Here is a 25,803-nt window from a genome sequence, read left to right on the forward strand (position 1 = left end):
TGATCACTTCCCCCAGTCTTCCCAACACCCTGACGCCACCGCTACGGGACGGCCCCTCCGGGGCCGCCCCGCCCTGGCCGCGGCCCCGGAGGGGCCGGTGCCGGAGGCGAAGAAGGCGTCCGAGAGGCGTGCGCGCTGATACCGCCCCCGGGACCCGACCCGCTCGACGACGACGGAGGGGGCGGCATCGCCGGCTGGCGCGACGCATGCGCCGCAATGCCCTGCCCGACCCCGTACGAGCTGGACCGCGGAGTCGGCGCGACCTGACCCCGCTTCGAAAGCTGGCTCGTCAGATCCCGGCGGGACGCCACAATGTCATCGCCCACACCCGGGATGAACTTGTAGAGCATGAAGCTGCCGACGATGCTCAGAATGATGATCGCCAGGCCGGAGATCACCGCGCTCAGCGCATCCGGCTCGCCCTCCGGCGTGGTCGACAGCGCAGACGCGAGCCCGAGCACGATCATGATGACCGGCTTGGTCAGGATGATCGCGCCCATGATCCCCGCCCACCGCCGGGTGTGCTTCCACAGGTCCTTGTCCACCAGCCCCGCGTACACGACGGTGCCCAGCACCGCCCCGACATACAGAGCCGCGGTCCTGATGACGAGCTCCAGCCACAGCACACCGGCCGCGAGAGCGGACACGAGAGCAAGGATGATCTGCACGATCGGCCCGCCACCGATTCCCTTCGAGTTGCGGACACCCTCCGCGTAATCCTTGAAGAACGACTTTGACCCGTCACCAGTGAGTACATCGGTCACCGAGTCCACCGCGGCGGTCACCACGTACAGGATCAGCGGGGTGAAGGCGCAGGCCACCACAGCCAGCCACAGCAGACCGATTGCCTCACCGAAAGCCCGCGTGAACGGCACCCCGCGGACCGCCCGCTTGCCCACCGCGACCAGCCACAGCAACACAGTCAGAATCGTGGACGCGGCGAACACAGTGGCGTATTGCTTCAAAAACCCGCTCGAGGTGAAATCGGCAGTGCTGGTCGCGGCCACCGCGACCGACAGCTTGTCGATGGTCCAGGCGCCGGCACTGGTGAACGAATCGGCCAGGGACTGCATCGGATCCAGCGCAGCCGCGGGGTCGGATGTGAGCGCCCCAGGACCAGATCCCGGTGTCCTGGTGCAGTACGAGTAAGCGGGCGTCCCCTTCAGCGACTCGCAGGCAGCGTCAGCAGAAGGCGAGGGGGGCGAGGCTCCAGGCGACTGACTCGCGCCAGGCGTCGGATTGGCCGGGGCAGAAGTGGCTTTGGCAGCCTCTTCTTTGCGGCACTGATCGCCTGCCGGCCCGACCGGACACGCCATCGGCGCGAGCGGCACGGCCGCATAGGCCGGAGCGACAGCGGGAGCGGCCACCCCGGCTCCGAGCAAGGCAGCAAGGGCCAGCAGCAGTACAGCCGCCGCCCGTCGTGATCGCAGCAGCAGCACGTGGTCCTCCCCCGGAACGTCGAAGTTATGACCGTACCGAAGGAAAGCAACGCCGCGTACCCGGTCAGTAACCACAGCCAGGTCAGCGCACTACTTATCCGACATGATCCCCACGATCACCCCCAACACAGTTGCCGCCACGGCCAACTTGAGCATGAACCTGATGCCCACGACTCCCCCTCTCATCGGGTCTGCCCACTCTCCCAGAGTCAGAGCAGCAAGCCGTAGACGGACCCCGAACCGCCGCCGTGTAGGGGGAACCGCGCGGCCGCTGACCGCCCGGCAGCACCACAAAACGCGCCCGCAGCCATTCGGCCCCGATGTCCAATCCCTGGCCCACAGGCAGAGTAGCTCCAGACGCTCTGCCCGCCCCCGCTGCTGCGCACGGGGGCCGTCTCCCCACCAGCTGGACCAGGAGCCCGGCGAGCACCCAGGCGTACGGTCGACCAGAGTCATCCCAAGGTGTGAGCCCTGTACCAGTCGTGGGGCTGGCAGACCCTGGGCGACCTCCGTCCCCGGACCGAGGGGGCGCCGCTCTTCCACGCCATGCTCGTAGACCTCCCACAGGTCTTCTGACCAGCGGAATCCATTGGTTCCAGTCAGCTACGGCCAGCATCCTTGTACTTGACTCATGGTCACACCTCTTACCCGACTCGCGCGGGACACGCCCCCATATGTTGAAACAGGTGGGGTGGTTGTGGATAGGATCATGCCTATGCCAGGAGTACAGGGAAGCCCGCACCCCAAGACGACCCATTTCAACGGTGGTCAGGACATGCGAGCGACCGTCGTACTCAAGCCCGGACAGGCTGCTCGCGTGCACTACGAGGAGTTGGTCCAGGAGATGGGCGTATCCGGCGCCGAGGTGCTACGCGAGGCCCTGGCCGAGCTGCATCGCAAGCGGATCCGTTCACAGAAGAGGCAGCAACAGGCCTCAGACGCAGCCTTGCAGAATGAGCTGCCGATGACCGGCTAGCACGATCCGGGCACGCCAAAAAGCCCTGGCTTACCACCAGGGCTGGCGTTCTCGGCGGACCTCAGAGCCCAGGCGACCAACCTTTTCCGCTCTGTACGTCCATGCATCAACCGTCAGGCCGGCCTACCAAGCCACCTGACACCACCACCCACCGAAAGCCCCCGCCGGATTACCAGTCCGACGACAACCCGCGAGAACAGGAGGTGACTCCCCTAAGTCCCAAGTGAGTTCCGGCCTCTCGGCCTTCCCCCGGCAGCAGGCCCTCCTCGCGGAGGGTCCGGCCCGTTTTGTCTTGTGACTCCATGAGGAGGTACCGCTCATCGTAGCGGACAGCCGCTGCGCTGGCACCGGAGTGCTTCGTGTCGTCCTGCTCTCACCGAGCCGACATGTCGATTCCGTCCAGGCGCAAGCCGACACACCGGCACGATCCCCGCCGTTTTGACCTGCTCACGTCGATGCAGGACGCGGCCCGCCACAGGTGGCGCGGGATCGTGACAGCACCCATGGGAGACCGGTCCCAGGAAACCGGCCCGAGGCCCAGCGCGTGGCGCGCGCGGGGAGTCCGGACCCAGCCCGCGGTAGAGAACGGTCCGCGTCACCAAGACCGACCCCGGCCACAGCCACCGGGAGTATGAGGCAGAGGCATCCAGGCGTGACACCCGCTGATCGGGCACGTAGGGGTCCTGTAGACGCTAAATGGTGAATCGAGCAGCAGCCGAGGCCGGCCTTGCCCGTGGAGTGATCCGCGTGGCGAACAAGGTGGACCCGAGCCGGTGGGGGTGCAGAACCCCCAGAGACACGACCTCTCAGCGCTGATTGCATATCCCGGTCCCAGGGCGAGCGTGACAACATCCGTGGCCCGATCGAAAGCATCCATACCGTGTATGGGCGTACCGGAGAACCTCAGTTCTTCATCCCGATCCCCTCCTAGTGAGACGGCAGAAACCCCTTGGGGCTCTCTCTGTCGTCTCACTAGGGGGGGTCTCCGCTCCACCCGACCTGAGCACCCGGAGGGTGGTCGGGTGGAGCCAGTAGGGACAGCCGGGCGCTTAGCGCCCGTCCTTAAACAACACGGGCCGAAGGCCCGACGAGAAAGGCCGCGCTTCGCGCGTCCTTTTTTGCGGAGGTGGGGCCGATCCGGCCCCACTAAGCCGGCCTGCAGGCGACGTTCGAGCAAGGGCCGGATCGGCCCCACCGACAACATGTTGTGTCTGAGCGAAGCGAAGTCGATTGGCTGCATGGAGCGCTGCAGCGCGAGAATCTGGTGTCTTGTCTTCTCTTGGTGCAGAGGGGTGGCTCTTCTTGATCTTCGGATGCGCCACCCCTTAGGGCTTGTTATCAGTCTGCTCACCTTCCCCGTCGGCACACCGCAAAATAGGGCGTTATCTGTGGAACAACTTCACGGCCCAGTAGGCACGACGCGCCGTCAGGCGCCCACCAGCGGCGATCCGGGCTCAGCGCACGATCTGACATGTTCCTCAACCGCCGAGACCGGTCCGCCGCCGGCGACCACCCGGCCACGTCCAGACCGCGGGGGCTCTGCCCCCACACCCCCGGCCACCCTGCTGAGGGGCCGGGGCGAACGACCGCGTGCGGCTCGAGTGTGGTGAAGGGGGCGCGGCGCGGGGTGGGTCCCTCGCTGGACGGCCCCCCAGGGGCGGCACACCGGCCGCCGGGTATCCAGGACGCCTACGGCGCCTCTGCGCGGCCGGGCTCCGCCCGGTCCTGGACACGGGGGTTGAGGAACATCCATGTCAGATCGTGCGCTAAGCCTTCTCCGGGCTGCTTGAGGCTTTGACCTGGGGTGATTGTGCCGCGGAGCCTTCGTGGGTCGTTGTTGTCGATCTTCGGAGAGCTATTGTGGTCGTGGAGTTCTTGTCGGATGAGCAGGCGGCCCGTTATGGGGCGTTTGATGGAGTTCCGTCTCGTGCGGAGCTGGAGCGGTATTTCTTTCTGGACGACGCGGATCGGGAGGCGGTGCAGGCCAAGCGGCGTGCGCACAACCGGCTGGGGTTCGCGGTACAGCTCACGAGCGTGCGGTACCTGGGTCGGTTCATGCCGGACCCGCGGCTGGTGCCGGCGGCGGTCGTCGAGTACCTGGCCGAGCAGTTGGAGATCGCGGATCCGTCGTGCCTGCAGCAATACGGAGAGCGCGACGGGACGGCTCGTACCCATGCGGGGGAGATTCAAGAGGCCGGCGGGTGGAAGGACTTCTCCGAGGTTTCGGAGGAGTTGGGCCAGTGGCTGGACGCGCGGGCCTGGACGACGGGTGACGGGCCGAAGGCGCTGTTCGACGCGGCTGCGGGGTGGCTGCACGAGCGGCGGGTGCTTCTGCCCGGTGCGAGCCGTCTGCGGCCTTGGGGACCAACGGAACAGCCATTAACGCTAAGCACTTGATCTTGGCCTTCTAGCACGTCAGACGCGCGATCATGGGGCCTTGGACTGAACCCGGACACCCGGCCCCGTGGGCGGCTAAGGTCACCTGTCTGTTGTCGTACGAGAGGGACCGCGCCGATGCCCGAGCGGATTTGGCACCCCATCAGCAAGCTGGAGTTCTTCGTCGACCACACCCGGCGGTGGCTGGTCGATGTGAAGGAGAACGCCGACGCGTTGGAGGAGGCCCGGACGAAGCCGCATGTACTTGCCGACACCGACGTGGTACGGGTGAAGCGGGTCTACACCGAGCAGGCCGACGACCTGGTCCTGTTCGAGGAGCAGGCGGAGAAGTGGGGCCAGCTTCCCGATCTCAGCCCGTCGAGGCGCCAGAAGCTGAGGACGCTGAACGAGCAGCTGGCTGAGCTGCGGGGGCTGAACAAGAAGGTGCTGGAGCTCGCCGACGAGTTGGCGAAGGGCACCATCGACACGGTGATGGCCGCCTCGGACGCGGAGCTGGGCCTGGCGGCCCTGCTCGGACTCGGGGGCCGTCCGTGACGTCCCGAACTTTCGTCCCTGTCGGCTCGTTGGGCAGGTCATGACCGCACGCCGCTCCGCCACCGAGCTTCCGTCCGATCCCACGCTTCTGAGCGTGAGGTACGAGCACTCCCATCTCGCCCGCTCCGACGACTACCAGGACACCCTGGAGGAGTGGACGGTGTCCGTCACCGAGTGGGACGAGGGAGACGAGGACGGGCCCCGGGTCGGGGAACTGTCGCTGTTCAGGCTCCGGTCCTTCACCGGCTACAGCCGCACCATGGCCGCCGACGAGCGCTCCGGCGAGCTGCTGAGCATCGCCGAGACCGTCTTCGACGCCAACGACGAGTACAACACCGCTTCGAGCGGGCCGTCGACATGCCGGTGGGGGACCTGCTGGTCCTGGACCGGGTCTGGCTCGACAAGGCGTACCGCGGGTTCGGCCTCGGCCCGATCTTCGCGATGGAGGCGGTACGGCGACTGTCGGGCGGCTGCTGCGCGGTGGCTGTCGAACCGGGCATGAGTGAGTGGCCGGACGGAGACCCGAGCCTGGTCAGCGACGCCGAGAACGATCTGGCCACAGCCAAGATCGCGGCGCTGTGGGAGAGCATCGGCTTCACCCACTTCAGGGAGGGCGTCTATCTCCTGGACACGGCCCTGGACGACAGTTCCATCATCAGCCAGCGCCGCAAGGAGCTCGCCGGGCTCGGCCAGGAGTACCGGGCCGGCCAGCAGCGGTAGCGGACCGGCGGTGTCAGGTCTGGCGGGGGAAGAGCGCGAGGAGCCGCTCGCGCTGGTTGGCGCCGAGGCCCTGGACGCGGCGGGTCTCGGAGATGCCGTGCCCGGCGAGCGCGTCCAGCTGCGACTGGAGTTCTTGGGTGAGGGTCGAGCAGCGGGCGTATCCGATGCGGATGTCGGCGGTCGGGGTGGCCGGGTCGATCGGCATGGGGGGCGGCGTGCCGGGCCGCCAGGGCTGCCCGGGGCCGCGGTCAGCCGGAGTCTGCACCCGCAGGAGTTTCGCGAGCCGGGGCACCTTGGTGAACCGGCCGGTGTGGTAGGTGCCGGCGACGGCGCCGCCGCGCGAGCGGCAGGGGGATCCCGGCTCGGCCGCACATCGGGGGCAGGGGTGCCGCTCGACGTCGTCGGCGTCGGTCGGGGAAGTCTCTTGAGGGACCGGCATGCCACGAAATGCTGTCACAAACATTTCTCACAAGGGAGCAGGACACGCTTCTGCGTGAGAACGAGTTGTGCGAGCAGATCCGGGGTCCGGAGCGGGTCGGCGGCCGTTCTTGATCTTGCTCCGGGAATGGTTCGATTGCGAGAGTCGCCGGCAGCCATGTCACGCGGTCGGCGGATCTTGGACGGTCGGGGGAGGCGGAGCGGCGGGGCAGGACCATACGGTGATCCCATGATCAGCATGATGCGGCCTTCGCGACGCCGTCCTGCGGGGCGCGGTTTCGTGCTGCTGGTGCTGCTGGTGCTGCTGGTGCTGGCGGTGCTGGCCGGTGTGCTGGCGATGCACGGCCTGGGCCCGGGACCCGCTCCCGCGAAGGCGCCGGTGGCCGCGAGTCGCCACGCCATGGCGATGGTCCACGACGAGGCCGGCTGGCAGGTTGCCGGCGACTACTCGCACATGGATGGCGGAACGGGTCACGCGGAGCACGCAGATGCCACGTGTGCCTCGGCCGGTGTCGGCGTTGCGTACGCGCCTCCCGTCCTGGCCGCGGCTCTCGATAACGAGCCCGCGCCGGTGGCGCTGCCCGGCAGTGCGGCGGGGGCCCCGGAGAGCGGGCGTGCGCCGCCCGATCTCGCTGAGCTGCAACTCCTGCGGATATAGGACCGCCCGCACGGCACCTCCTTGCCCCGGCTTTCGGCCGGCAAGGGATGCCGCGCTCCGGCACGCCCCTCCCTTCCATATCGGCGCCTGCCTGCTCGGGCGGCGCATCAAGGAGTCGCAGCGCCATGAACAAGAACCTCATCCGCCGCACCGCCCTCGTCGCCATCGCGGGCACCGCATCCCTCGCACTCGCCGCGTGCGGGTCGAACGACGACACCCCCGCCGCTCACAACAGCCACGCCTCCTCCCCGTCGGCGTCCGCGTCCGCCCCGGGGCAGCACAACGCGGCCGACGTCGCGTTTGCCCAGGGGATGATCCCCCATCACCGTCAGGCCGTGGAGATGGCCGACCTCGCGCCCAGCAGGGCCGAGTCCGCTGAGGTCAAGAAGCTCGCCGATGAGATCAAGAAGGCCCAGGACCCGGAGATCAAGACTCTCTCGGGCTGGCTGACCGCCTGGGGTGAGCAGGTCCCCACCGAGGGGGCCATGGACCATTCCGCGCACGGCATGGCCGGGATGATGACGGCCGAGGAGATGGACAAGCTCAAGGCGTCCTCGGGCAAGGCATTCGACACCGTCTTCTTGGAGATGATGATCAAGCACCACGAGGGCGCGGTGGCCATGGCCAAGACGGAGAAGGCCGACGGATCCTTCTCCGACGCCAAGACGATGGCGGACGCCATCATCACCTCGCAGACCGCCGAGATCACCACGATGAACAACCTGCTCGGCAAGAACTGACCCACCGGACGCTGGGGTGTGCGGGGCCGTACCGGCCCGGCACACCCCAGCGTCTTTTGCTGGGTTCAGCACCCCTCGCTGAATACCCCGGGGGGTATGTGGTTGTGGTGTGGGTCCGCGGGAGCGGAGTCACACTGGACGGGAATTGGGGCGACGGTCATGGACCACGCCGGGCACGAGATGGGATGGGTGGGGTGACCTGGGGGCCGCCGCGAAGGCGACACCGCACTGCGGGGCAGGGCCATGGGGGCCTCTTCGTCGTACGACTGTTCCCGCCATCATGTCGCGCCCGCAGGGGCGATGACCAGCAGGTTTGTCGTCGGCGGCTATGCGGGGGCGCTGGTGCGGCGGTCGGCGGTGCCCTCGGGGTCGTGGATGAAGAAGATGCCGATGACGGGGGCGTCCTGGATGCCGTCGGGGGTATCGACGGTGACACCGCCGCGGCCGTCGAGGTGCAGGAGATGGCCGCAGGTACTGCGCAGGCTCTCACTGCCGTCGCCGTTGCGGGAGATCACTCCGGAGTCCAGGGGAGCCGAGGCGTGGGTTTGTTGTCCGAGCGCGCTGCGTACGAGCAGGCGGCCGGAGGCGTCCCAGATGGCGGGGCTGGTCCAGGTGCAGCGGCTGACGGTGTCGGAGAAGATCTGGCGACGCCCGCTGTCGTCATCGGCGTCGAAGACCCAGATCAGTCGCAGATGCTCGGGCAGCGGGCTGATGCTCTTGCGCATCCCGCCACGATTCCACGCGCCGCCGGCCGTAGGGTGGCTTACGCGCCGGGCTCGGGGCGGGTGCTCCGCCACGACCGCGCGGTTGACGAAGCCGTAACTGCGTCCAGTGCGGTTCGCGAGGCTGTGGATGGAGGCACCACTCGTGTAGCGGTCTTCAGCTGGGTGGCCTGTGTCTCGCGTGGTGCGCCGGTGCGCCGGTGCGCCGGTCCGGACGTTGACCCTCGTGCACGATGCCGGGGTCCGGCAGCGGATCGCCGGGATCGGTTTGCTGCATATCCCGGGCATCTCCTGAAGGCCCTGTCCGCGCGCCCCGCTCAGTGGCGGCTACTTGGCGGGACGTGCTGATGCACGGCCGACGCCTGCGGGGGCATTGGGGCTGCGACAGCTTGATGTGCGGGGCATTCGGGGTCCCAGGGCCCGGCGGGGAGAGGAGGCCGACATCATTGTCAAGCCCTCGCGCGAACGTTTACTACGGGACAAATAGGGCAAAACGTGGAGGTTTGTGCCCGCTACTCGCCCGGAGGCTGTTTCATGCCCAGCAAGTCCCTTCCCTGGCTCCAGCAGACGCTCCCGTATCTGCGCGGTCTGGAACCGGGAGGGAACGGGCGCCGGGAAGGGCCCGTATGTGGTGGCGAGAGCCGTCGAGAGCAGGCGGCCGATGTGCTCGACCTGGCTCTTTCCGTAGGTGGACTGCTGTGCGAGAGCGGCGCGTCGGCCGAGGAGACGGTCGGCGCCATGATCGTCACGGCCCGTGCCTATGGGATGGACGAGTGCCAGCCTGATGTCACTCTGAGTGGCGTTGAGCTTTCCGTCCTCGTGCCCGGTGAGGCCCTGCCTGTCTTAGGGCGACGCGCGGTCCGGTTTCGGGTGGCGGACTTCGCCGCGGTGGAGGGGATCCATCAGCTCGTCAGGGACATCCATGAGGGACGTATCGGTCTGCTGGAGGCGCGAGAGGCGGCCAGCGAGCTGGGCCCCGCCTCGGAGCTGCCCGGTACCCGGCGGCCCTGGCGGCGTCGGTACGCAGGCCATGCGCTGGCCGGAAGCATCGCGGGTTCAGCCAGCGTCTTCACGGGTGCGAGCGTCGGGATAGCGCTCTGTGCGTTCGTAGCGGCGGCACTCGGGAACATGATCAGCGACCTGCTGGCCCGTTACGGCGTGCCAGCGTTCTATCTGTTTGCGCTCGCCTCCATGCCCGCTGCCGCGATTGCGGTGGCTGTCCACGCCGCCGCGCCTGCCGCGGGCGGCCAGGCGGTCATCGTGGGCGGTGTGCTGGGCCTCCTGCCGGCCATGGCTGCGACCAGCGCCGTACAGGACGGCCTGACCGGGCACTACCTGACCGCCACTGCCAGGCTGCTGCACACCCTGATCATCTTCGTGGCGGTGGTTCTGGGCACGGGCATCGTGCTGGGCCTGGCCGCCCGGGCCGGGGTGCAAACTCCGGCACCGCCCCCGCCCATACCTTCGTGGGCCGACTATCCCGGCTGGTGGCTGATCATGGTGGGGGTCTTCGCGATCGCTATCGCTGCGCACCACCGGGTGCCGCCGGCCAAGTGGTGTGCGGTGGGTCTGCTGGGCGTGGCTGGCCTGGTCTCCTGCCTGGAAGCACAGGCATGGGGATTGTCACCGATCGCCGCCACTGCCATCGCGGCTGTGATCGTCAGCGCGGGCGGCCAGATGCTCGCCCGCCGGTCCCAGAGCTCGGCGCTGCCCTGGGCGATTCCGGCAGCTGCCCCGCTCCTGCCGGGCACCTTGATCTACCGGGCCCTTCGCGCGATGGTCGACGGAGAGGTGCTCATTGGGGTGACAGGTTTGGCCCAGGCGTTCGGTGTGCTTCTGGCACTGGCGGGCGGCATCAGTCTCACCGGGGAGCTCACCAACTTCATGCGTCTCTCACGGGCCGCACGGCGGGCCGCTGCGGCCCGGCTCCAGCCTGATCCTCAACCCCGGCCAGATCGCCCCCTTCACCGCACAGCGGGCGGCCACCGCGATGAGTCCGCTCCAACGGTTACGCGGTGGGAGCTGACCGACGCGGTGTTGTGTACCGGCGAACCGATAAGACGTTGGTCGATCTGACAAGGTGCCGTGGCCCGCGGTGACGCTCTGTACCTGTTGCTGGGGGCAGTATGCGGGGACGGACGGCTGGTGCGTCGCCTCTCTGGTCCCGAGCTTGTCGGCGGCGGGTGACCGCGGCCACGGACATGACCGGGCCCGGGGCGTCTTGGAGAGCGGCATGGCCACGGATACGCGGGCACGATGCCAGAAATCACCCCGCAGGGCCCGCGCCGGTCAGCCGCCGGAAGGGGGAGGTACGGCGTCTTCGTCGGGCGTCTTGGATGAAGGCCATGGCGAGAACGGCCTGGTCGTCTTCCTCGGATGCGGCCGACCAGCGTTTGGTGTCGGCCTCGAGAAACGACACGACGGCGTCCGGGTCTGCAGGCCGACTGCGGAAGTGCTCGCCGAGCCGTTCCAGCACTGGGTAGAACACGCCGTCCGCGTTGCGGGCCTCGCTGATGCCGTCCGTGTACACGACGAGGACTTCGCCCGGCTGCAGCCTGTGGGCCGTGGTCAGTGCCGGGACGAGCGAGAGGTCTGCAAGCCCGAGGGGGAGACCGGGGACCGTTCGCAAGGGGCGGGCCCCGTGGGGGCCGATGACGATCGGCTGCGGATGGCCGCGGTCCACGATGCGCACACTGTCCCCCGTGAGCTCCATGACCAGTGCGGTCACGAACAGCTCGGGATCGCCGGAGGACCCGCGAGGGCCGTTGCGGTCGATACTCAACTCCAGCCGCTCCGCCAGAACGGGAAGATCCTGCCACTCGTGCGCGGACACACGGAAACTCCCCAGGACCGCGGCCACCGTCTGCACCGCGTCCAGCCCCTTGCCCCGGACATCACCGATGATCGCCCGCACCCCGAACGGCGTCTCGCACACATCGTAGAGATCACCCCCGACCAGGGTGCCGTCCTCACCTGCCGTGTAGAACCCGGCGGCGCGCACACGCCCGATCCGTGACGGCACCGGCCTCAACATGGTCCGCTGCATGGCCTCCGCCACCGAATTCGCCCGGATCAGATGCCGCTGCGCCCGTTCCCGCTGTGAGGAGAGCCGGACACTCACGACACCGACGAGGAAGGTCGCCACGTACAGGGCCACATGATGCTGTTCGTCGAAGTGGCCCGGACGACTGAACGCCATCAGCATCTGCAGCCCCAGGCACACAGCGACCGATACAGCGGTGCCCCTGGGGCCGCGGGTCGCGGCAGCCAGCGGGGGGACGCCCACCAGCAGGAAGCTGACCGGCTCCCGCCCGCCCAACGCCATCTCCGCGATCAAGTCCAGGCCCACCGCCGCGAACGGCATCCACCAGACCCACCCCCGGCGCCAAACCGACAGCCGCCCACCTGGCAAAGAGGTATCAGAGGACATCTGCGCACTCTAGAACCACACCACCCCGGCACGCGGGAAGGAAACCCGGCACGGGGGACATGGGTCACGCCGGACGGCTTGATTGTGGTTTGCGCTGGGGAAACGTGCCTGGGTATGCCGGGGAGGCGTTTCTCTAGGCGTGGGTATCGCTGCTGGTCAGCGAGGTGTGGTGCTGGGCGCAGGAGAACGTGGCTGGACCCGTCCGGGTCCGGGGCCAGCGTGATCCATTCCAGGACCGCAGTCCCTTCCACGGGCCGGCTGACCACTGCCCGTCACCGTCCTGCGCGCGCAGGGCCCAGCCGATGACGCCACGACCTCGCCGCTTGCCGTCGACGTCCGTGCGCGGCTCCTGAAGCAGTGAGGCGCATCTCCGGGACAGCACCCTGGCGAGGACATGCCCGAGTGGCGGACGCTTGTAGTGAGAGCCAGAGACAGAGTGACAGCGCCTGTTCCTGTTAGGGGGCGGTGCTGTGTGTGGTGTCAATCCCCTGGAAACGTAGAGTCCTCTTCTATGCGGCTTCGGCCCTCTGGTGGGCTTGGCTGCGTTGCTGGCTGATCTTCTGTTCGAACTCCACGGGTGGGAGTCCGCCGGCACGGGTGTGGCGGCGTCTGGTGTTGTAGAAGTCGGCGATCCAGGTGGCGATCTTGATCCGGGCTTCGGCGCGGGTGGTGAACCGGTGCCGGTGGATGTACTCGGTCTTGACGGTGGAGTTGAACGCCTCGGCGGCGGCGTTGTCGAAACAGGACCCCACGCGGCCCATGGACTGGACCACGCCGAGTCGGTCGCACAGGCTGTTGTAGGCGGCGGAGGCGTATTCGCTGCCCCTGTCGGAGTGGAAGATCACTCCGTCCACGTCGCCGCCGCGGGTCGCGGCGGCCATCTGCAGGGACGCGCTGACCAGGGCGGCGTCGTGGCGGGCGTCCATGGCGTATCCGAGGCAGCGGCGGGAGAACAGGTCGATGACGGTGGCCAGGTAGAGCTTGCCCTCGCCGGTGTCGATCTCGGTCATGTCACCCACCCAGAGCACGTCGGGAGCGATCGCGTCGAAGTGCCGTCCGACCAGGTCGCGGGCTGCTTTCCGCTTGCCCTGGCGAGTCAGGCCCTTGCTCTTTTTCGGTTCGCGGCCGTACCAGCCCTCCTCGGACATGATCTCGGCGACCGTGTTCACGGACACTTGCCAGCCCTCGGCCCACAGGTCAAGCGTGATCCTGGGCGAGCCGTAGGTCCGACCCGACGCGTCGAAGAAGTGCTTGATCCTCTCGGTCAGCGCGGCCCGTCTGACCTCACGCTTCGTCAAATTTGCAGGCCTGCCACGCCATTTGTAGTACCAGGCCGGTGACACACCGAGCGCGCGGCAGGCCACGGTGTGCGGGATCTTCTCCTCGGTCCTGCAGTCGCTGATCACCCCGACGAGTACCGCCGGGTCCCAATCAGCTACTTCACCCACAGGACCATGCATCGCTTGAGGACATCACGCTCCATCCCGAGCTCGACGGTCTCCTTGCGCAACCGCTGATTCTCCGCCCGGAGCCGGGCCAGTTCCTCCCGCTCGGATTCCTCCAGAGGGCCGGTACCCGTCTCCGCGGCCCCGCGGGCCCGGCTCACCCAGGTCTGCAGCGTGCCCTCGTGCACACCCAGATCCCGCGCGACCTCCGCAGCCGGCTTGCCCGTCTCCAGCACGATCCGCACGGCCCCCTCACGGAACTCCGCGTCGTAGCTACGTCGCTTCCCCACCCTCAACTCCTTATCGGGTCACGACTCCACGCTACGAGGGGAAGCACAGTGGTGGTGAGGTCGATCACGGCGGCCAGGCCGCCCGTGGTGAGCGCTTGGCGCTGCTGGTCGGCGCCGGTGCCGTCTTGCAGGAGGCGGTGGAGGAGAGAGGTGACGTCGCGGCGGTCCCCGTGGTCGTCGAGGGCCGGGGCAATGTGCCTCATAAGCGTGGCAATCATGTCCCTGGCCGTACAGCGGCGCGCGTCAGGGCCGATGAGCGGGCCGTTCAACCCGTGGCGGGCGGCTTGCCACGTGGCCGCCTGCACCAGTTCCACGGGGCCCGCGGTGTAGGCGCACCCTTCCTGTGCCTCGCGCAAGGCTGTGGCGACCAGCGCTCTGGCGATGGCGGCCAGTAGGACCGCCTCGTCGGCCCGTAGTTGTACGTCGGGGCAGCGGACCTCGACGGTGGGATACTTCTCGGAGAGCCGGGCCTGCCAGTAAATCTGCCCGGCATCGGCGACGATCCCCGACTCCAACAGCCGTTCGACCCTGCGCTCGTAGTCCCTGACGCCGTCGAAGACCGGCGTGGGACCGGTCAGGGGCCAACGCCCGAAAACGATGGTGCGCCAGCTGGCGAAGCCGGTGTCATGCCCGTCCCACATGGGCGAATTCGCGGACAGCGCCACCAGCGCAGGCAGCCAGCCGCGAATGCGGTTGAGGACCTCCACACCCGCCTCCCGATCCGGAACGCCGAGGTGGACGTGCATGCCGTTGATCAGCTGTTCCTGGACAAGCTGCGGAGCGTAAGACCGCATACCGACGTACCGCGCAGTGGGCGTCACGGGGACCGGCCCGGTATCCCTGATCGCAGCGGTTCCCGTCATGGCAAGCCGGCAGCCGTTTGCCTCGGCGGCCAGGGCCATGGCGTGCCGCAGCCGCAGCAGGTGTCCGCCAACCTCCGAGAGGCCGTCGCACACCGGTGTCGCCACCTCAATCTGGGCCTGGAGCAGCTCGCTCTGCACTTCCTGCACGCTGGCGATCGAATCCAGCCCCGCGGCCTGGCGAACTGCCCTCGCCAGGGGGGCCGGCATCCCGGTGTCCGCGTGAAGGAGCAGGTACTCCTCCTCGACTCCCACGGTGACCATTGATGCCCACACCCCTGATGCCACAGTCCCATCCCCATTGCACCTGAGCTGCCGGGGTCCTCTCGATGCCACCACATCATCCGCACGTTGCCACGGCGACACACCTTGAAGGCGTGTTGGCGATCTCGTGTAAGAGCGTCCGCCAGGTGGGTGAAGTGGTCCAGGCGCAGTCCCCGATCATGGAGTCCTACGCTTCATGATCACTCGGGGTGTCCGTGCCTGCTGTCCCATCATGCTGCTCAAGCCCGTTCGCGACCAGTTCCTGACTCTGCTGCCCGACCACGAGGACCATCATCCCCTGGGCTGTCACAACCCGCGGATAGCGGACGAGGTCGTCTTCGACCGGCTGATCCAGATCCTCGCCTTCGACTGCGGATACGAACGTGCAGCCGACGAGCACTGCTCCGCCACGACCCCGCGGCGTCACCCGGACGAGTGGATCAAGCTCGGAGTCATGGAGAACCGGCGGCAGCTGGTCCTGTCCGTCTACGACCGCATGATCGGCCTCGACCTCAACCCCCTCGTCGCGGACGGCTACTTCACCAAGGCACCCGCCGGCGGCGAATGCGCCGCACGAAGCCCCGTCGACCGTAAACAAGGCCTCAAACGCTCACAGTTGACCGAAGCTCAGGGCATCCCCCTGATCACCGAGCCCGCACCGGACCGGCAAACATCCGCGACCACACCCTCCTGCCCGCCACCCTGGACGCGTACAGAGATCTTGAGAAGGCCCTGGGGCCGCTGCCGGAACACCCGCGGCTCGGCCTGGACGCAGGCTACGACTACCGCTCCGTCCACGGTGACCTGGACGAACGCGGCCTCGTGTCGCGGGTTCTTGAAGACTGAGGGAGCGTTGACACCTCGACGCACGGATCACCCCACGCGGAGCAAGCTCCCGATCCAGGCCGGCGGCCGGTGGGTCGTCGAGCGCACGAACTCGTGGATGAACAACTTCGGCCAACTCCGCCGCTGCACCGAACGACGCAAGACCACGATCGAGTTCTACATCGCGTTGGCCTGCATATTCGTCACCGCCACCTCATCAGCCGAGCCCGGACCCAATACCGCTGGGACACACGACCCCGCGCACCACGCATCCGATGACCTACTCGCCGACGCTCTTACACGCCGCCACACCCCCTAGCCGCGTGACGCGCTCCGTCCGGTCTCGTCACAGGGGGTCAGAACGGATACTGCTCCGCAGACGCCTGTGCGGGGGAGGCTTGCGCAGCCGCGGACGCCGCCCGGGCAGGGGGCACCGCCGGCCCGCCGGGGGCGGCTCCGCCCCCGGCCCGGTAGGTCTTGGTGACGGTGGCCTTCGCATAGGTGAGAGAGGGTGCGGCTTCCTCCGCGTCGATCTCGACGACAGTGCGCCGCTGTCCTTCCTTGTCGTCGTAGGTGCGCTGCTTGAGGCGTCCGGTGACGATGACCCGCATCCCGCGGGCCAGGGTCTCGGCGGCGTTCTCCGCAGTGTGCCGCCACAGGGTGCACCGAAGGAACAACGGCTCCCCGTCGGTGAACTCGCTGCGGTCGCGGTCGTAGACGCGCGGGGTGGAAGCGATGGTGAAACCCGTGACCGGGACACCGGAGGCGGTGAACCTCAGTTCCGGATCTGCCGTCAGATTACCCACCACCGTGACCGTGGTCTCGCCCGCCATACCCGCCACCCCTTCAGCATCCCCTGTACAAGTAGGACCACCGTACCGGCGCCTTGTGCTGCTGAAACGGCGGGCCGGGAGGCGTGTGGGGGTGCCGCGTGCGGGCCCGGTCCGGATCCCGTGTGCGGCTACTTGGGTGATACGGCCTGGTGGGGCGTGACGTGGGGGGTGGGTGAACGGTTCTTCCGGCAGTCGTTACCCCGCGTGTGCCGGGCCCGGCCCACGTCCTTGTGTGAGGAGTAGAGCGTGAAGGTTTCCCAGCGTCTGTCGGCTGCTGTGAGGTTCCCCCGAGATGCGGGGATGGGTGACAGAGGGTCAGATGGGTCTCATGAGAGGAGCCCAGACGATGCCTGCGCCGAGAAAGTACCCGTTGGAGTTGCGTGAGCGTGCGGTCCGGATGTATCGGACCGCGGAGCCGAAGCCCGTGATCCGCCGCATGGCCGAGGAACTCGGCGTTCACCACGAGGCCCTGCGCAACTGGATCCGCCAGGCCGAGGCCGACGCCGGCGAACGGGACAACCTGCTCACCACCGCCGAGAAGGAGGAGCTGACCGCCCTGCGGAAGGAGAATGCCCAGCTCAAGCGGGCGAACGAGATCCTCAAGGCCGCCTCGGCTTTTTTCGCCCAGGAACTCGACACGACCCGGCGAAGGTACTGACGTTCCTCGACGAACGTGATGACCTCGGTGTCGAGCCCGTACTCCGGGAACTGTCCATCCCCTCCTCCACCTACTACCGGTGGCGCCGGGCCGAGAAGGAGCCGTGTGAGCGACGTCGCCGGGATGCCGAGCTGACCGGCCGGATCCGTCAGGTCCACGACGAGTCCGGCGGGATCTACGGCTCACCGCGCGTGCACGCCGTCCTCCAGCGCGAGGGCGCCCGCGTCGGCCGCAAGCGCGTCGAGCGGCTCATGCGCCAGGCAGGCCTGGCCGGGATCAGCCCCCGCAAGACCAAGGGCTTCACCCGCCGCGACCCCGACGCGCAACTCGCACCCGACCTGGTCGAGCGCGACTTCACCGCACAGGGACCGAACCGGCTGTGGGTCACCGACCTGACCATGATCACCACTCAGGAGGGTCCGCTGTGGCTCTCCGCGATCCGCGACGCGTTCTCCCGCCGCGTCGTGGCCTGGGAGACCTCCGCCCGCGCGGATGCCGACCTGGTCCTGACCACCCTCGAGTACGCCCTGGCCAGCCGCGAACCCACCCCCGGCGAGCTCATCCACCATGCCGACCACGGCTGCCAGTACACGTCCGTGAAACTCACAACACGCCTGGTCAGAGCCGGGATCCAGGCATCCATGGGATCCGTCGGCGACTCGTACGACAACGCCCTCGCCGAGAACCTGTGGATGCTCATCAAGACCGAATGCGTCCGCGGCCAAGTCTTCGCCACACGTGCCGAGGCGAACCTCGCCCTCTTCCACTACATCGACGGCTTCTACAACCCCCGCCGCATCCAAAAACGCCTCGGCTACCTCAGCCCGATCGAGTTCGAAGAGAAGCACTACGCCAACCAGGCAGCCACCGAACAAGTGAACCTGAAACCACGTCAAACCGCCCTGACCAGCTAGTCAGCACCACCCGCACAACGGGGGAACCTCACTGTCCCGCTGGCCGTGATGGTGGCCGGAGCTGCCGCCGGCACCGCCAACGCCGGCGGCGGGCCGGCCGGGGACGGCATGTTCGTCGTCTGCCAGAGCCCCTCCGCGTTCAGCCTGGTCGACACCTCCGGCGGCGCCGGCGGCCTCATCGGCCAGACCGCCTCCGGACTGGGCCTGGGACTCCTCGGCGCCGGCCAGGGCGACAGCGGCCACCCCAAGACCTACACCACCTACCCCACCCCCGAGCCGACCCCGGAGGAGAACGGCGGCACCGCCAGCGGGCAGGGCAACGCCTCCAACGACAACTCCGGCAACGCGGACGGCGGCAACGGCGGCCACACCGACCTCGCCACCAGCCAGAACGTCACCGGCAACCGCTGCCTGACCGGCGATGAGACCAACACCAAGGTCACCAAGGACGACCACAGCCGCCTCGACACGAGCACCACCGTCGACAGCCACAACGACAAGAGCACCGGCAAGGACAACAGCCGCAAGAACCACCACGGTCTCCTCTAGCCACAAGGCCAACCCGCTGTGTGGGGACCCCAGCCGACAAACGGGTCCCTGCACAGCGCGGCAGGTGCAGTGACCTTTCCGCATCCTCCTCGTTCAGCAGGCCGACACGGCGCACCTTCACCGGCCGCCCCGCCCGGGTGCCGGTGCCGTGTGACGGCCCTGGCACCCGGGCGGTGTCAGGGCCGTTGCCATCCTGAGCCAACGGTCGAAGCCTGGCACGCGAAGCCATGACCGGTTCGTCTCATACGCCGCGGCCAGCGACACAGCTGACGAACGCGCCACCGTCTCTCACTGCTGCCCATCGTCGTCATCGTCGAGTTCGACCGCGTTCGGGTCGCGCAGCGGCCGCAAGCCGTCGACCGGCTGGGAAGCGGTGAAGCTGTAGCGGCCCAGGACGTTCAGATTCTTGTGCTTGAGCGGGGAAAGCCTGGCCACGTCCTCGTCCCTAATGTCGTGGCCCTCGGCGCGGAGCTGGGCAACGGCGGCGTCGATGTACCTGGTGGTCCAGAGAACCACAGCGTTCAGGACCAGACCCAGCGAGCCGAGCTGATCCTCCATCCCGTCCCGGTACGCCTGGTGGATGGTGCCCTTCTTGCCGTGGCAGATGTCGCGGGCGAGCTTGTGCCGGGACTCCTGGACGGTGAGCTGCTTGTGCATCTGCCGCCGGTAGGTGTCGTCGACCGGGTCGACGACGGCGAGCAGGTGGAGGGTCTTGGCGATCCGCCCGTACTCTGCGAACGCGGCGCCGAGCGGGGTCGGGTGGCCCTCGCGGCCGAACATACGCAGCAGGTCGTAGGCGCGGACCTGGTTGGTGACCAGGGAGCCGGCCACCCGCAACATGTCCGGCCAGTTGGTGATGACCTTCTTCACGCTCACCTTGTTCCGGGCGATCGCCTCCAGCGGCCCGTACCCGCCCGTCGGGTCGGCGCCGGGCATCGCCGCTTTCCAGAACCGCTGGTCGGCGAGGTCCTTGAAGCGCGGGGAGAAGCGGTAGCCGAGCATCTTGAAGATTCCGAAGACCATGTCGGAGTAGGAGGCGTTGTCGGTGGCGACCATTTCCGGCTTCACGCCGCCGTCCAGGTTCAGCAGCGCGTCCAGGATGAACAGTGAGTCGCGCGGAGTACCCGGGACGACCATCTGCCCGATGCCGATGACCTGGTCATTGATTGCGTTCAACCACGTTATTCCGGTCTTCTTCGCGAAGTACTTGGGGCTGGGCGCGGCGTTGATGGTGCGGACGGGGACGACGAAGCGCAGGCCGTCGACGGAGGCGAGCAGGCCCTTGCCCCAGTGCGCCACGATCGGTACCTGGGCCTGGGCCTCGATCAGGGCGGCGTTCGCCGTGGCGATGGTGTCGGCGCGCAGGTAGTACTGGTCGACGTGGACGAGCCGGGCACGGGTGAGGGCCTCGTGGTTCGGGTTGATGACCGGGGTCATGCCGATGTTGCACGCCTCCGACACGAGCAGGGCGACGACCGAGGTGGTCAGGTCCTTCATGCGGGTGGTGCCGTCGCCCAGGTGCACGAAGGCGTCCAGGAACCCGGTCCAGGAGTGCACCTCGAAGAGCAGGTCCGGCAGGTCGATCTTCGGGAGCATCTTCTCGAAGCGCTCGCGCAGCCACTTCAGCGACTTCGGCTCGCCGAGCGCGTGGAGCTTGGCCACGTTCAGCTTCACGCGGCCGTTTGGCTGGGTCTCGATGCTGATCTTCGCGTCCGGGCCCGCCTCCTGAAGGCGCTCGGCCATCTGCCTCCACGTCGCGTCCAGCACCTCGACCAGCTCCTGAAGGTGTCCTTCGGCGTCCTCGTCCAGACTCAGGCCGGCCAGGACGTCCTCACGCACCGCCTCCCACCCCTTACCCTGCAACAGGCGGGCACGCGGGTCGGACCAGCGGTGCGAGGGCGAAGCGAAGATGTCGCGGCGCTTGAGCGCCTTAAACAGCTGTTCCAGCACGCACACCACGTACGCGTCGCGGTCCGCCGCCCCCTGGGGCAGCTCAGCGTTCGCGTACACCGCCTTGCGCCAGTGCACCGGCACCAACTTGTCATCCACCTCCCGCGGCAACAGCGGCTTCTCGCCCACCTTCCGCCGCGACAACGCCGGAAGACGCTGCACCCCGGTCAGGATCCGCCTGCCGCCCGGCGCCGCGTCCAACGCCTTCGACTCACCCAGCAAGGACAGGAACGGCTTGACAGTGTTGTAGCGCAGCGCCAGCGCCCCGCGCAGCGCACTCTCGGCCGTGCCGTCGTCCTCCGGGACCAGGCTCACCACCACAGTCGCGGCGCTCGACAGCGCCGCACGAGGTGCGACCTCCTCCAAAGCCCGCCACAGCGCGGCCACATCCACATCACAGCCACTCTGCTCGATGAGCTCCAGCTCCCCGATGAACACCGCCGCCGCCCTGGCCACCAGCCGGGACGCCTTCTCCAGCTGCGGCAGCGTCGACAGGCGCTGTTTATCGGTGGACCGCTTCGCGGTACTGATCAGCCGCGTCGCCATCAGGATCTCGAACAGGTCCAGGGCATCATCGATCGCCTTCGCCTCCAGGTGGCGCATCACCGCGGTGAGCATCGCCGTGCGCTTGGGCTCGCTGGTCCGCTCCAGCTTCGGCGCCTTGGTACCCAGCCCGTACCGGGCCAGCGCGGACAACCGGTTCGGCGGGATCTGATCCAGCTTCAGACGCCCCAGCTTGAAAGCGGCGATGTCCTCGACCCGCTGCAACGCGCCCTTCATCGCGGTGCCCGTGGTCCGCGTCGGGGGCTGACGCATACGCTCCAGCTCCGAATACCGCTTGCCCTCCGGCCTCTTCAACGTGGCCACCAAGTCCCCGGCCAGCGCCGGATCCGCCCGCCAGGCCGCCTTGGCGACCGTGGCGTGCAGCCGCCTGTCCGCGATGGCGCGGACCTCGGCGACCTGCCGGGCCAGCACGCTCACCCCCGGCAGCAGCACCCGGCGCCGGCGCAGCCAGCCCACCGCGTGATCGAACAGCGCCTTCGGGCCCTCCGCGTGCGCCGTCCACGCACGACCGTGCAGGAACGACCTGAACTGCCGGCCCTGGTCATGGTCCTCGTACTGGTGGTACCCGTACGCGTCACGTATCTCCCACGCGTGCTCGTACTGCGTCGGCTTGCGCTCGGTGTACCGCTTGATGCAGGAGACATCCTCGATCTCCAACTGCGTCGCCAAGTGCTCCACCACCGGCCACGGCACCGCGAGGGGGTCCTCCAGGAACAGCCCGATGTAGCGGACCGTGCACATCTGGAGGGCGAACCCCAGACGGTTGTGGTCACCACGCCGCTTCGCGATCAGCTTCAGATCCTCGTCGTCGAGGAAGAAGAACCGCTCCAGCTCGGGCCTCGTCGGCTCCTCGGCGAACTTTCCGTACGCCTCGGCCTGCTCATCAGTCAAAAATTCCACTGGCATGCGCGGACCGTAGGCAGGCCCGATCAATGCCCGACGATCTTCGTTCGAACCCGCACGGCGGAGTGATCATTCGTGCTAGAGGACCAAGATCAAGTGCTTAGCGTTAATGGCTGTTCCGTTGGTCCCCAAGGCCGGTCTGGCCCGGCTGGTGGGCAGTGTGCGTGAGGCGGCGAACCAGCGGCTGTGGGACACCCTCTACGGGCTGTTGAATACCGGGCAGCGGGCGGTGCTGGACTCGCTGTTGACCGTGCCGTCCGGCGCGCGGGTCTCGGAGCTGGACCGGCTGCGGCGCGGTCCGGTGCGGGTGTCGGGCCCGCAGATGAAGTGGTCCCTGGAACGGGCGGAGGAGATCGCTGACCTGGGGATGGGGGAGCTGGACGTCACGGGGATACCGCCGCGGCGCCTCGCGGAGCTGTCGCGGTACGGGGTGGATGGCAAGGCGACGCTGCTGCGGCGCCACGGGGACTCGCGGCGTCTGGCGACGCTGTTTGCCACCGCGGTGTACCTGACGACCAGGTCGGTGGATGACGCGCTGGACCTGCTGGAGGTTCTGGTCGCCACGAAGCTGCTGGCCAAGGCCGAGCGGGAGACCGTCAAGGCGAAGATCAGGACGCTGCCGAGGGTGGAGCGCGCGTCGGCGAAGCTGGCGACCGCGTTCCAGGTCGTTTTCGATACGACCTCCGAGCAGGTCGACACCGACACCGGCGAGGTCAGCGGGCCGAAGGTGGCTTCGTTTGAGGCGATGTGGGAGCAGATCGAGGCGGTGGTACCGCGCCGGGAGCTGGCCGCGGCGATCGCCGCGCTGTTCGAGCTGACGCCGCCGCTGGACTCGGACGCGGACGAAGCATGGCGGGCGATGCTGGTCACCCGGTTCGGCACGGTGCGGCCGTTCCTGAAACTGCTGGTCAAGGTCGTGGACTTCGGTGCGACCCCGGAGGGGATGCCGGTCTTGCAGGCGCTGAAGTCGTTGCCCGAGCTGATGGGCCGCAAGAAGGTCGGTCCCTCCGAGATCGACACGGGCCTGCTGGTGGGTTCGTGGCGGCGCCTGGTGCTTGCGGCCCCGCACCTGGAGCCGGGCACGGTGGACTGGAAGGCGTACGTGTTCTGTGTGCTGGAGCAGTTCCACCGGATGTTGCGCCGGAAGGAGGTGTTCGCGAAGAACTCCTCGAAGTGGGGCGACCCACGCGCGAAGCTGCTGGCTGGGGAGGCGTGGGAGCAGGCCAAGCCCACCGTGCTGGCCTCCCTCGGACTGCCGGCGGTGGCGGGAGAGCATCTGGCAGCACGGTCCGCGCTGCTGGACGGCACCTACCGTGAGGTGGCCGGACGGCTGCCGGAGAACTCGCAGATCGTGTTCGACGACGACGGACGGCTACACTTCGCCGCCCTGGAGCCGGAGCCGGAACCTGCTTCCCTGCTGGATCTGCGGGCGGCGGTGAACGCGATGCTGCCGCGGGTGGACCTGCCGGAGGTGTTGCTGGAGGTGTTCTCCTGGACCGGCGCCGACCAGGCGTTCACCTCGGTCACCGGCGGCGAGGCCAGGCTGAGGGGCCTGCACGTCACGATCGCGGCGCTGCTGGTGGCCCACGGCTGCAACGTGGGATACACCCCGGTCATCGGCGGCGTCGACGCGCTGAAGTACGGACGGCTGTCCCATGTTGACCAGACGTATCTGCGCCTGTCGACCTACCGGGCCGCGAATGCCACCTTGATCCAGGCCCAGGCCTCGATCCCGCTTGCCCAGGCGTGGGGCGGCGGGCTGGTGGGGGTCCCGGTAGTTCTCGCCGAAAAAACAACGCTAAGCGACTGCGGACCGGTCCAGAGGCCGGATGGAGGTTGAGAATCCCGGTTCGTCATCGGGCGGGCTCCGCCGTCTGTGCCATACGTGGCGCGGGGAGTTCGCCGGTTTGGAGCGAGGCGAAGTCGGCGTGCGCCTGCTCGACAGCTTCGGGGTATGCCTCGTGCTTAGCGTGCTCGGCAAGGGCCCGGTAGATGCTGGCGACGGATGGACTGCGTCCTTTGCGTTTGCCGGTGGGGATGATCAGGTCGGGCTGGATCTGCTCGACGGACTCGCCGTTCGCGCGGCGGCGGAGCACGGTGTGCAGCATGTCGTCGGTGATGACGGGAGGCCGACCACCGTGCTTGCCCTTGCGGGCGGCGGTGTCGAGCCCTTCCAGCGTCGATTCCCGGATGTTCTCCCGCTCGGTCTCCGCCATCGCGGCGAAGAAGCCGAAGAGCAGTCTTCCGGGGCCGGAGGGGTCGTACATCCCGGGGAGCGGTCCGGCGAGCATCTCCAGGACCAGGCCGTGGGCGGTGAGGTGATCGGCGAGCGCGGTCAGCTCGGCTGCGTCGCGCCCCAGCCGCTTCATCTCGAACACGGTGAAGATGACCCGGCAGTGGGGTGCATGGGCCTTGATCTCGCGGGCGGCGGCGAGCGCGGCCTCGAACTGCGGCCGGACGCGGATGCGGGTGCTGATCTTCTCGCTGAAGATCTTCTCCCTGGGGATGCCGTGCTTACTGAGCGCATCGAGCTGGGACTGGAGCTCCTGGCTCAGGTGCGAGCATCGCGCGTAGCCGATGCGGATGTCGGCGGTCGGGGTGTCCGGGTCGATCGGAGCCGGGGGCGGGGTGCCGGGCCGCCACGGCTGCCCCGGACCTCGGTCGGCCGGGGTTGTCACCCGCAGGAGCTTCGCGAGCTGGGGCACCTTGGCGAAGCGGCCGGTGTGGTACGTGCCGGCGACCGCGCCGCCGCGCGAGCGGCACGGTGATCCAGGCTCGGCCGCGCACCTCGGGCAGGGATGGCGCTCGACGTCGTCCGCGTTGGCCGGTGAGGGCTCTTGATGGTCCGTCATGGCCCCGGATTTTCTCACAATGCAAGTCTCAGAAGGGGGTTCGACCCATCTTTGAGTGAGAACGAGTTGTGCGAACCAATCCGGGGCCCGGGCGGCTTTCCCAGCCCTCAAGTGATCTTGCTCTGGGAAAGGACCGTTTGTGAGACCTGGCGAGTTCTTCCGGTTCGATCAGGTGGGTCGCTTGGGTTGGATCAGTCCGCTTTCGTAGGCGTAGATGGCGGCTTGTGTGCGGTCGCGTAGGTCGAGTTTGGTGAGGATGCGGCTGACGTAGGTCTTCACGGTCTGGTCGGCGATGATCAGGCGTGCGGCGATCTCGTGGTTGGACAGGCCCTGGGCGATGAGAGCGAGGACTTCCCCTTCGCGTTCGGTGAGGGGGCTGTCGGGGCCTGGCGGGGTGAGCTGGGGGGCTTCCATGTGTGCGAAGCGGGTCAGGAGCCGTCTGGTGATGCTGGGGGCGAGGAGCGCTTCGCCGGCGGCGACGGTACGGACGGCGTGGGCGAGCTGTTCGGCGGAGGCCTCTTTGAGGAGGAACCCGGAGGCGCCTGCGCGTAGTGCTTGGTAGACGTATTCGTCGAGGTCGAAGGTCGTCAGGACCAGGATTTTTGTGGTGGAGTCTGGGTCCTGGAGGATCTGGCGGGTGGCTTCGATGCCGTTGAGGCCTGGCATGCGGATGTCCATCAGGATCACGTCGGGGCGGAGTTGCCCGGCCAGGGTGACGGCTTCGAGGCCGTCGGCGGCCTGGCCGACGATCTGGATGTCGTGTTCCGCGCTGAGCAGGGCGGTGAAGCCCTGGCGGATCATGATCTGGTCGTCGGCGATCAGCGCCCGGATGGGCATCGGTG

General features: G+C 68.1%; 21 protein-coding genes and 4 pseudogenes. 13 read left to right on the forward strand and 12 right to left on the reverse strand.

Going from position 1 to position 25,803, the window contains the following annotated elements; genetic code table 11:
- Nucleotides 1-41 precede the first annotated feature (41 nt).
- Nucleotides 42-1,073, reverse strand: a complete 1,032-nt coding sequence (locus ACTVZO_RS42160) for a hypothetical protein (protein ID WP_443303904.1) — start codon at nt 1,071-1,073, stop codon at nt 42-44.
- A gap of 1,081 nt (nt 1,074-2,154) precedes the next feature.
- Here ACTVZO_RS42160 and ACTVZO_RS42165 point away from each other — a divergent pair.
- The 5 genes and pseudogenes from ACTVZO_RS42165 to ACTVZO_RS42185 all read left to right on the forward strand — a co-directional run bounded on the left by ACTVZO_RS42165 (nt 2,155) and on the right by ACTVZO_RS42185 (nt 6,066).
- The gene (locus tag ACTVZO_RS42165; protein WP_443303905.1) at nt 2,155-2,415 is read left to right on the forward strand and encodes a hypothetical protein; all 261 of its coding nucleotides are present in this window, start codon (nt 2,155-2,157) and stop codon (nt 2,413-2,415) included.
- A gap of 1,860 nt (nt 2,416-4,275) precedes the next feature.
- Nucleotides 4,276-4,767: pseudogene (locus tag ACTVZO_RS42170) on the forward strand (DUF4158 domain-containing protein); the annotation flags it as partial.
- Between the two features lie 162 nt (nt 4,768-4,929).
- Complete coding sequence (locus ACTVZO_RS42175) at nt 4,930-5,346, forward strand: hypothetical protein (protein ID WP_443303906.1); 417 nt, start codon at nt 4,930-4,932, stop codon at nt 5,344-5,346.
- A gap of 94 nt (nt 5,347-5,440) precedes the next feature.
- Nucleotides 5,441-5,848 (forward strand): hypothetical protein, encoded by a 408-nt coding sequence (locus ACTVZO_RS42180; RefSeq protein ID WP_443303907.1) that lies wholly within the window; start codon nt 5,441-5,443, stop codon nt 5,846-5,848.
- Nucleotides 5,845-6,066, forward strand: coding sequence for a hypothetical protein (locus tag ACTVZO_RS42185; RefSeq protein ID WP_443303908.1), 222 nt, complete (start codon nt 5,845-5,847; stop codon nt 6,064-6,066). The genes ACTVZO_RS42180 and ACTVZO_RS42185 overlap by 4 nt, the downstream gene beginning before the upstream one ends.
- Before the next feature lie 13 nt (nt 6,067-6,079).
- Here ACTVZO_RS42185 and ACTVZO_RS42190 read toward each other — a convergent pair whose 3' ends face one another.
- The gene (locus tag ACTVZO_RS42190) at nt 6,080-6,505 is read right to left on the reverse strand and encodes a zinc finger domain-containing protein (RefSeq protein ID WP_443303909.1); all 426 of its coding nucleotides are present in this window, start codon (nt 6,503-6,505) and stop codon (nt 6,080-6,082) included.
- Between the two features lie 228 nt (nt 6,506-6,733).
- Between ACTVZO_RS42190 and ACTVZO_RS42195 the strand changes: the two genes are divergently transcribed.
- Complete coding sequence (locus ACTVZO_RS42195; RefSeq protein WP_443303910.1) at nt 6,734-7,162, forward strand: DUF6153 family protein; 429 nt, start codon at nt 6,734-6,736, stop codon at nt 7,160-7,162.
- 125 nt (nt 7,163-7,287) lie between these two features.
- Nucleotides 7,288-7,902, forward strand: a complete 615-nt coding sequence (locus ACTVZO_RS42200; RefSeq protein WP_443303911.1) for a DUF305 domain-containing protein — start codon at nt 7,288-7,290, stop codon at nt 7,900-7,902.
- A gap of 326 nt (nt 7,903-8,228) precedes the next feature.
- Here ACTVZO_RS42200 and ACTVZO_RS42205 read toward each other — a convergent pair whose 3' ends face one another.
- Together ACTVZO_RS42205 and ACTVZO_RS42210 are read right to left on the reverse strand one after the other, a co-directional pair.
- Complete coding sequence (locus ACTVZO_RS42205; RefSeq protein WP_443304061.1) at nt 8,229-8,627, reverse strand: hypothetical protein; 399 nt, start codon at nt 8,625-8,627, stop codon at nt 8,229-8,231.
- Nucleotides 8,628-8,711: 84 nt separating this feature from the next.
- A pseudogene (locus ACTVZO_RS42210) lies at nt 8,712-8,912 on the reverse strand (helix-turn-helix domain-containing protein); the annotation flags it as partial.
- 246 nt (nt 8,913-9,158) lie between these two features.
- Between ACTVZO_RS42210 and ACTVZO_RS42215 the strand changes: the two are divergent.
- Nucleotides 9,159-10,700 (forward strand): threonine/serine ThrE exporter family protein, encoded by a 1,542-nt coding sequence (locus ACTVZO_RS42215; RefSeq protein ID WP_443303912.1) that lies wholly within the window; start codon nt 9,159-9,161, stop codon nt 10,698-10,700.
- 190 nt (nt 10,701-10,890) lie between these two features.
- Here ACTVZO_RS42215 and ACTVZO_RS42220 read toward each other — a convergent pair whose 3' ends face one another.
- From ACTVZO_RS42220 to ACTVZO_RS42235, 4 genes are all read right to left on the reverse strand, one after another.
- The gene (locus ACTVZO_RS42220; RefSeq protein ID WP_443303913.1) at nt 10,891-12,054 is read right to left on the reverse strand and encodes a PP2C family protein-serine/threonine phosphatase; all 1,164 of its coding nucleotides are present in this window, start codon (nt 12,052-12,054) and stop codon (nt 10,891-10,893) included.
- Between the two features lie 509 nt (nt 12,055-12,563).
- Nucleotides 12,564-13,514, reverse strand: coding sequence for an IS3 family transposase (locus ACTVZO_RS42225; RefSeq protein WP_443296349.1), 951 nt, complete (start codon nt 13,512-13,514; stop codon nt 12,564-12,566).
- Nucleotides 13,490-13,789, reverse strand: coding sequence for a transposase (locus ACTVZO_RS42230; protein WP_443296350.1), 300 nt, complete (start codon nt 13,787-13,789; stop codon nt 13,490-13,492). Before ACTVZO_RS42230 ends, ACTVZO_RS42225 begins: the two co-directional genes overlap by 25 nt.
- 2 nt (nt 13,790-13,791) lie before the next feature.
- Nucleotides 13,792-14,913: a carboxylate-amine ligase gene (locus ACTVZO_RS42235; RefSeq protein ID WP_443303914.1), complete on the reverse strand. Its 1,122-nt coding sequence runs from the start codon at nt 14,911-14,913 to the stop codon at nt 13,792-13,794.
- 215 nt (nt 14,914-15,128) lie between these two features.
- On the opposite strand from ACTVZO_RS42235, the pseudogene ACTVZO_RS42240 reads away from it, so the two are divergent.
- Nucleotides 15,129-16,017, forward strand: a pseudogene (locus ACTVZO_RS42240) (transposase).
- A 77-nt stretch (nt 16,018-16,094) separates the two neighbouring features.
- Here the strand turns inward: ACTVZO_RS42240 and ACTVZO_RS42245 are convergent.
- Nucleotides 16,095-16,571 (reverse strand): single-stranded DNA-binding protein, encoded by a 477-nt coding sequence (locus tag ACTVZO_RS42245; protein ID WP_443303916.1) that lies wholly within the window; start codon nt 16,569-16,571, stop codon nt 16,095-16,097.
- Nucleotides 16,572-16,917: 346 nt separating this feature from the next.
- Here ACTVZO_RS42245 and ACTVZO_RS42250 point away from each other — a divergent pair, with 346 nt between their 5' ends.
- From ACTVZO_RS42250 to ACTVZO_RS42260, 3 genes are read left to right on the forward strand one after another with little or no spacing between them, the layout of a single operon-like run.
- Nucleotides 16,918-17,229 carry a transposase gene (locus ACTVZO_RS42250; RefSeq protein ID WP_443303918.1) on the forward strand — a complete coding sequence of 104 codons (312 nt, stop codon included), beginning with the start codon at nt 16,918-16,920 and terminating at the stop codon, nt 17,227-17,229.
- Nucleotides 17,230-17,279: 50 nt separating this feature from the next.
- Nucleotides 17,280-18,143 (forward strand): IS3 family transposase, encoded by an 864-nt coding sequence (locus ACTVZO_RS42255; protein ID WP_443304047.1) that lies wholly within the window; start codon nt 17,280-17,282, stop codon nt 18,141-18,143.
- A 48-nt stretch (nt 18,144-18,191) separates the two neighbouring features.
- On the forward strand, nt 18,192-18,692 hold the full coding sequence (locus ACTVZO_RS42260; RefSeq protein ID WP_443303920.1) for a hypothetical protein: 501 nt from the start codon (nt 18,192-18,194) through the stop codon (nt 18,690-18,692).
- A 288-nt stretch (nt 18,693-18,980) separates the two neighbouring features.
- Here ACTVZO_RS42260 and ACTVZO_RS42265 read toward each other — a convergent pair whose 3' ends face one another.
- Nucleotides 18,981-22,112 (reverse strand): Tn3 family transposase, encoded by a 3,132-nt coding sequence (locus ACTVZO_RS42265; protein ID WP_443303921.1) that lies wholly within the window; start codon nt 22,110-22,112, stop codon nt 18,981-18,983.
- A gap of 136 nt (nt 22,113-22,248) precedes the next feature.
- Here ACTVZO_RS42265 and ACTVZO_RS42270 point away from each other — a divergent pair.
- A pseudogene (locus ACTVZO_RS42270) lies at nt 22,249-23,874 on the forward strand (Tn3 family transposase); the annotation flags it as partial.
- 88 nt (nt 23,875-23,962) lie between these two features.
- Here ACTVZO_RS42270 and ACTVZO_RS42275 read toward each other — a convergent pair.
- Together ACTVZO_RS42275 and ACTVZO_RS42280 are read right to left on the reverse strand one after the other, a co-directional pair.
- On the reverse strand, nt 23,963-24,961 hold the full coding sequence (locus ACTVZO_RS42275) for a recombinase family protein (RefSeq protein WP_443303923.1): 999 nt from the start codon (nt 24,959-24,961) through the stop codon (nt 23,963-23,965).
- Nucleotides 24,962-25,129: 168 nt separating this feature from the next.
- A complete protein-coding gene (locus tag ACTVZO_RS42280) occupies nt 25,130-25,798 on the reverse strand; it encodes a response regulator (protein WP_443303924.1) in 669 nt (222 codons plus the stop codon).
- Nucleotides 25,799-25,803: the final 5 nt, after the last annotated feature.

This window comes from Streptomyces sp. IBSNAI002, assembly GCF_052244475.1.
Classification (GTDB): domain Bacteria; phylum Actinomycetota; class Actinomycetes; order Streptomycetales; family Streptomycetaceae; genus Streptomyces.

Bases quoted from the DNA above. Each gene is read 5' to 3' on its own strand.
- ACTVZO_RS42220 (WP_443303913.1), bottom strand. From the start codon at position 12,054: ATGTCCTCTGATACCTCTTTGCCAGGTGGGCGGCTGTCGGTTTGGCGC.
- ACTVZO_RS42205 (WP_443304061.1), bottom strand. From the start codon at position 8,627: ATGCGCAAGAGCATCAGCCCGCTGCCCGAGCATCTGCGACTGATCTGG.
- ACTVZO_RS42185 (WP_443303908.1), top strand. From the start codon at position 5,845: ATGAGTGAGTGGCCGGACGGAGACCCGAGCCTGGTCAGCGACGCCGAG.
- ACTVZO_RS42265 (WP_443303921.1), bottom strand. From the start codon at position 22,112: ATGCCAGTGGAATTTTTGACTGATGAGCAGGCCGAGGCGTACGGAAAG.
- ACTVZO_RS42190 (WP_443303909.1), bottom strand. From the start codon at position 6,505: ATGCCGGTCCCTCAAGAGACTTCCCCGACCGACGCCGACGACGTCGAG.
- ACTVZO_RS42275 (WP_443303923.1), bottom strand. From the start codon at position 24,961: ATGACGGACCATCAAGAGCCCTCACCGGCCAACGCGGACGACGTCGAG.
- ACTVZO_RS42215 (WP_443303912.1), top strand. From the start codon at position 9,159: ATGCCCAGCAAGTCCCTTCCCTGGCTCCAGCAGACGCTCCCGTATCTG.
- ACTVZO_RS42225 (WP_443296349.1), bottom strand. From the start codon at position 13,514: ATGCATGGTCCTGTGGGTGAAGTAGCTGATTGGGACCCGGCGGTACTC.
- ACTVZO_RS42160 (WP_443303904.1), bottom strand. From the start codon at position 1,073: ATGCAGTCCCTGGCCGATTCGTTCACCAGTGCCGGCGCCTGGACCATC.
- ACTVZO_RS42260 (WP_443303920.1), top strand. From the start codon at position 18,192: ATGGTGGCCGGAGCTGCCGCCGGCACCGCCAACGCCGGCGGCGGGCCG.
- ACTVZO_RS42200 (WP_443303911.1), top strand. From the start codon at position 7,288: ATGAACAAGAACCTCATCCGCCGCACCGCCCTCGTCGCCATCGCGGGC.
- ACTVZO_RS42235 (WP_443303914.1), bottom strand. From the start codon at position 14,913: ATGGTCACCGTGGGAGTCGAGGAGGAGTACCTGCTCCTTCACGCGGAC.
- ACTVZO_RS42245 (WP_443303916.1), bottom strand. From the start codon at position 16,571: ATGGCGGGCGAGACCACGGTCACGGTGGTGGGTAATCTGACGGCAGAT.
- ACTVZO_RS42250 (WP_443303918.1), top strand. From the start codon at position 16,918: ATGCCTGCGCCGAGAAAGTACCCGTTGGAGTTGCGTGAGCGTGCGGTC.
- ACTVZO_RS42195 (WP_443303910.1), top strand. From the start codon at position 6,734: ATGATCAGCATGATGCGGCCTTCGCGACGCCGTCCTGCGGGGCGCGGT.
- ACTVZO_RS42280 (WP_443303924.1), bottom strand. From the start codon at position 25,798: ATGCCCATCCGGGCGCTGATCGCCGACGACCAGATCATGATCCGCCAG.
- ACTVZO_RS42175 (WP_443303906.1), top strand. From the start codon at position 4,930: ATGCCCGAGCGGATTTGGCACCCCATCAGCAAGCTGGAGTTCTTCGTC.
- ACTVZO_RS42165 (WP_443303905.1), top strand. From the start codon at position 2,155: ATGCCAGGAGTACAGGGAAGCCCGCACCCCAAGACGACCCATTTCAAC.